This window comes from Stenotrophomonas panacihumi (assembly GCF_001431645.1).
Taxonomy (GTDB): Bacteria; Pseudomonadota; Gammaproteobacteria; order Xanthomonadales; family Xanthomonadaceae; genus Stenotrophomonas_A; species Stenotrophomonas_A panacihumi.
In genome coordinates this window covers 1-4,179 of record NZ_LLXU01000125.1, presented here as the reverse complement: position 1 = coordinate 4,179, position 4,179 = coordinate 1, and the positions used below count along the sequence as shown (strand labels likewise).

6 protein-coding genes and 1 pseudogene are annotated in these 4,179 nt (G+C 69.3%); 2 read left to right on the top strand and 5 right to left on the bottom strand.

Annotated elements, in window-relative coordinates:
* Window positions 1–202: 202 nt before the first annotated feature.
* Window positions 203–469 (bottom strand): DksA/TraR family C4-type zinc finger protein, encoded by a 267-nt coding sequence (locus ARC20_RS15905; RefSeq protein WP_057648885.1) that lies wholly within the window; start codon window positions 467–469, stop codon window positions 203–205.
* Between the two features lie 140 nt (window positions 470–609).
* Here ARC20_RS15905 and ARC20_RS15900 point away from each other — a divergent pair, with 140 nt between their 5' ends.
* Window positions 610–849, top strand: coding sequence for a DUF2789 domain-containing protein (locus ARC20_RS15900; protein ID WP_057648883.1), 240 nt, complete (start codon window positions 610–612; stop codon window positions 847–849).
* A gap of 6 nt (window positions 850–855) precedes the next feature.
* On the opposite strand, the gene ARC20_RS15895 is transcribed toward ARC20_RS15900, so the two are convergent.
* The 3 genes from ARC20_RS15895 to ARC20_RS18070 form a co-directional block, all read right to left on the bottom strand.
* Window positions 856–1,227, bottom strand: a complete 372-nt coding sequence (locus tag ARC20_RS15895; protein WP_057648882.1) for a response regulator — start codon at window positions 1,225–1,227, stop codon at window positions 856–858.
* Window positions 1,217–2,386 carry a two-component system sensor histidine kinase NtrB gene (locus ARC20_RS15890; RefSeq protein ID WP_057648887.1) on the bottom strand — a complete coding sequence of 390 codons (1,170 nt, stop codon included), beginning with the start codon at window positions 2,384–2,386 and terminating at the stop codon, window positions 1,217–1,219. The genes ARC20_RS15895 and ARC20_RS15890 overlap by 11 nt, the downstream gene beginning before the upstream one ends.
* A gap of 114 nt (window positions 2,387–2,500) precedes the next feature.
* The gene (locus ARC20_RS18070) at window positions 2,501–2,671 is read right to left on the bottom strand and encodes a DUF1328 domain-containing protein (RefSeq protein WP_081418233.1); all 171 of its coding nucleotides are present in this window, start codon (window positions 2,669–2,671) and stop codon (window positions 2,501–2,503) included.
* Between the two features lie 160 nt (window positions 2,672–2,831).
* On the opposite strand from ARC20_RS18070, the gene ARC20_RS15885 reads away from it, so the two are divergent.
* Complete coding sequence (locus ARC20_RS15885) at window positions 2,832–3,488, top strand: glutathione S-transferase family protein (protein WP_057648880.1); 657 nt, start codon at window positions 2,832–2,834, stop codon at window positions 3,486–3,488.
* 6 nt (window positions 3,489–3,494) lie between these two features.
* Here the strand turns inward: ARC20_RS15885 and ARC20_RS18575 are convergent.
* Window positions 3,495–4,179 (bottom strand): annotated as a pseudogene (locus tag ARC20_RS18575) (hypothetical protein); the annotation flags it as partial.

Sequence of the window (4,179 nt, the reverse complement as noted above, 5' to 3'; positions counted from 1 at the left end):
CCCTGCGGGAGCGGCTTCAGCCGCGACAGCGACCAACTGAAAGCAATGGGAAAGACCGAGAGACGTGATGGAGGAGAGCCCCCCTTTGTTAAGGGGGGCGCGCCGAAGGCGCGGGGGATAGGCGAGGTGGAGGATGGGGCCCAAAGTTTGCGTAGCCAACTTTGGGGCTAAGCCCGCCGCGCGGGCTTAGCTTCCCCAACAGTCAGCGAAGCTGACTGTCCTTGCTGCCGCGTCTGTTGTAGGCGGTGAAGGTGTTTTCTTCTTCGTCGTGGGCCTGTTGGCAGGCCACGCACAGGGTGACGCCGGGCACGGCCTTCCTGCGCGCCTCCGGAATCGGGGCATCGCATTCCTCACAGCGCTCACTGCCCGGGCCCTGCTTCAGCTGGCTGCGGGCGCGCTTGATTGCATCGTCGACGGTCGCGTCGATCTGGTCCTGCACGGCGCCATCGCCGGCCCATCCGGTCGCCATGGCCATTCTCCTGCTCGCATGTCAAAGCGGTACATGGGTACGCAATCGCTTACGGGCAAGCCGCCGCACACGCCGCGCTACAACCGTTCAGGCTAGGATTCCTGCCCGTGCCCGCGCGGCGCCCCACCCGGAAACCCTTCATGGAAAAGTCCGTCCACCCGTTCTCCGAACTGTTCGCCCAGCTCGGCCTGGCGTCCGACGAGGCCAGCATCCGCCAGTTCATCGCCGACCACGCGCCGCTGCCCGATGCGATGCGCCTGGAAGAGGCGCCGTTCTGGAATGCGTCGCAGGCCGCGCTGCTGCGCGAGGAGCGCATCGACGACGCGGACTGGATCGAAACCATCGACCAGCTCAACCTGGCCCTGCACGCCTCGCCCTGAAGGGGCTCAGCGCGCCACCGCCTGCGCGTGCTCCAGCATGCCCAGCAGCTGCGGCAGGCGGTAGGGCTTGGGCAGGAAGGTGACGTTCTCCGGCAGCGGCGGCAGCTGCGCGCGCGCATAGCCGGAAGACAGGATGACGCGCGCGTCCGGCTGCAGCCGGGCGCTGTGTTCGGCCAGGTCGATGCCCGACACGCCGTTGGGCATGCTGACGTCGCTGAAGACGAAGTCGAAATGCTCCCCGCTTTCCAGCAGGGCCAGCGCCTGGCGACCGTCCACGACGGTCACCACGCGATAGCCGAAGTCCGGCAATGCGTCGCGCATCAGTTCGCGCAGGCTTTCATTGTCTTCGACCAGAAGGACGAGGGGTTCATTGGACATGCGCTTGCTCCCTGACTAGCGGCAGGCACAGGGCCACGATGCAGCCGCGGCCCGGTTCACTGGTGATGATGGCGAATCCGCCGGACTGGGTGGCAAAGCCGAATACCTGGCTCAACCCCAACCCGCTGCCCTGCCCGACGGTCTTGGTGGTGAAGAACGGTTCGAAGGCGCGCGCGGCGACTTCGGCTTCCATGCCCGGGCCGCTGTCGGCGACCTCGATACGCGCATAGGCGCGCGGCGCTTCCTCCGGTGCATACGGGGAACGCCCTTCCCAGATGGAACTGCGCAACCGCACCGCGCCACCTTCGCGACAGGCATCGCGGGCGTTGACGATGAGGTTGAGGATCGCGGCCTCCAGCTGGCCGCAATCCACGTCGATCTCGCCGGTGCGGCCGAGCTCGTCGTGGAAGCTGATGTGGCCGCCGCAGGCGCGCCGGTACAACTCCATCGAAGCCTGCAGCAGCGACTCGACCGGATGGCGCTCCATGGCCATCGGGTGCCCGCAGCCGAAGCTCAGCAGCTGCCGCGTGAGCAGGGTGCCGCGGTCGGCGGCGCGCTGGGCAACGGAGACCAGCTCATGCATGCGGGCGTCGGCACCGGGGCGGATGTCGATCAGCTCCAGGCAGTTGACCATCACCGCCAGCAGGTTGTTGAAATCGTGCGCCAGGCCCAGGGTGAGCTTGCCCACCGCTTCCATCTTCTGCGCATGGGCGAGCTGGACCTGGGTCTCCTGCAGGCGCAGCTGCGCCTGGTGGCGCTCGGTGATGTCGCGGGTGACCTTGGCGAAGCCGATCAACTCGCCGCCGCGCCAGATCGGGTCGATGACCACGCTGGCCCAGAAGCGCGTGCCGTCCTTGCGTACCCGCCAGCCCTCGCCTTCGAACTTGCCCTGCTCGCGCGCGGCCTCCAGCGCCCGGTACGGCAGGCGGGTGGCGACGTCCTCGGGGGTGAAGAAACGCGAGAAATGGCTGCCGATGATTTCCCCTTCGGCATAGCCCTTGATCCGCTCGCCGCCCGGGTTCCAGGTCCGGATATAGCCTTCCGGGTCGAGCATGTAGATGGCGTAGTCGTTGACGCTGCGGATGAGCAGGGCCAGCTGACGGGTTTCATCCTCCAGCCCGGCCCCATTGACCGGCGCCACGCCGGCCTGCGCGTCCAACACGATGGCTTCCACGAACCGCCCCTCCTGACCCGGCAGCAAGCCTAGGGCGGGGATCGTGAAGGCTGCGTCACCCGCGGCGCAAGCGCCGGGGCGACGGTGCCGCGGGCCCGGTCAGACCTTCTTGGCGATGGACATCCCCACCAGGAACAGGATCACCGCGATGATGATGCCCGCCCAGAACAGGAACTTGGCGATGCCCATCGAGGCACCGGCCAGGCCGCCGAAGCCGAGCACGCCGGCGATGATGCCGATGACGGCGAAGATGATGGCCCACTTGATCATGCAGTTCTCCAGGTAACAGGTGCGGCGCCGGGGCGCCTTGGTTGCGCACGATAGGCGCGTGGGCGTCGGGCACCGGTGAACGCGGCGCGCAGGCGGCGTGAGTGTCGATCCACGGGGCCGTCGGCCGTCGCCTTGGCAACCTCCGGAAGGAAACCGTTCCATGCACCGTGCCCAGCTGATCGCCCACCCGTTCTCCTCGTACTGCCAGAAGGCGCTGGTCGCGCTGTACGAGCACGGTACCGACTTCGAATACCGCTCGCTGGAAGACCCGGCCAATGGGCAGCTGCTGGCCGCGCACTGGCCGATGCGGCGCTTCCCGGTGCTGATCGACGGGGAGCGCACGGTGATGGAGGCCAGCATCATCATCGAATACCTCGACCTGCATTACCCCGGCGCGCAGCCGCTGGTGCCGCGCGATCCGGAAGCGGCCTGGCAGGTGCGCCTGCTCGACCGCTTCTTCGACAACTACCTGTCCACGCCGCAGCAGAAGATCGTCTTCGACCAGCTGCGCGCGCCCGATGAGCGCGACCCCTTCGGCGTGGCCGAGGCGCGGCGCATGCTCGATACCGCCTACGCCTGGCTCGAAGACCACCTGGCCGGGCGCGAATGGGCCGCCGGCGCGCAGTTCAGCCTGGCCGACTGCGGCGCCGCGCCATTCCTGTTCTACGCCGACTGGACGCATGCCATCGCGCCGCAGTTCCAGCGCGTGCACGCGTATCGGCAGCGCCTGCTGGAACGCCCGTCCTTCGCGCGCGCGGTGGACGAGGCGCGGCCGTACCGCGCCTACTTCCCGCTCGGCGCGCCCGACCGCGACTAGCCGCGTTCAACGGCGGCGGAAGCCGCCCATCGGCCGCGCCCCGAGCCCGGGACGGAAGCCGCCCACAGGCCGCTGCATGCCGCCGGCGGGGCGCTGCATGCCGCCGGACGGCCGCTGGAAGTCGTGCGCCGTCTGCCCGGAGATGCGCGCATCGCCGCGCTCGCGGGCCATGCGGTCGCGGTCGAGGTCGCCACGGTCGAACGTGCCCTGCCCGGCCTGGCCCGGCCGATTGACCTGATTCCACTGCCCGTTGTCGTAGTGGTAGACGTTGCCGTCGTGGCCGGCATAGACGTTGTCGTTCACGTCCACCACGCCGCCGTGGTGCAGCGTGCCGGTGTCGGCGTTGTAGTGGAAACCGCCGGCACCGCGTGCGTCGCCGTTCGCGCCCTGCGTGTTGAAGGCGCCGCCGCCGGCCGCGCCGTTCGGGCCCACGCCCGCCGCGCCGGCGCTTTGCGTCACCCGGCCGGTGCGCGTGTTGACCGTGGTGCGATCGCCCCCCGCCACGCCCTGCCCCGTATACGGATTGACCGCCGCGCCGCGCTCGCCGGCCACCACGCGCCCGGTCTGCGGGTTGTAGCGCAGGCCCTGCGCGCCCGCCCGGGTGGTCCCGGTATAGGCGTTGGTGTTGATGCCGGCCCGGCCGATGCCCCGCCCGCCGGTGGCTTCGTTGTAGTAACCGCCGCGCGCGGCG

Excerpts from the sequence above, each read along its gene's own strand:
- ARC20_RS15905 (WP_057648885.1), bottom strand. The coding sequence starts at position 469 with ATGGCGACCGGATGGGCCGGCGATGGCGCCGTGCAGGACCAGATCGAC.
- ARC20_RS15900 (WP_057648883.1), top strand. The coding sequence starts at position 610 with ATGGAAAAGTCCGTCCACCCGTTCTCCGAACTGTTCGCCCAGCTCGGC.
- ARC20_RS15895 (WP_057648882.1), bottom strand. The coding sequence starts at position 1,227 with ATGTCCAATGAACCCCTCGTCCTTCTGGTCGAAGACAATGAAAGCCTG.
- ARC20_RS18070 (WP_081418233.1), bottom strand. The coding sequence starts at position 2,671 with ATGATCAAGTGGGCCATCATCTTCGCCGTCATCGGCATCATCGCCGGC.
- ARC20_RS15885 (WP_057648880.1), top strand. The coding sequence starts at position 2,832 with ATGCACCGTGCCCAGCTGATCGCCCACCCGTTCTCCTCGTACTGCCAG.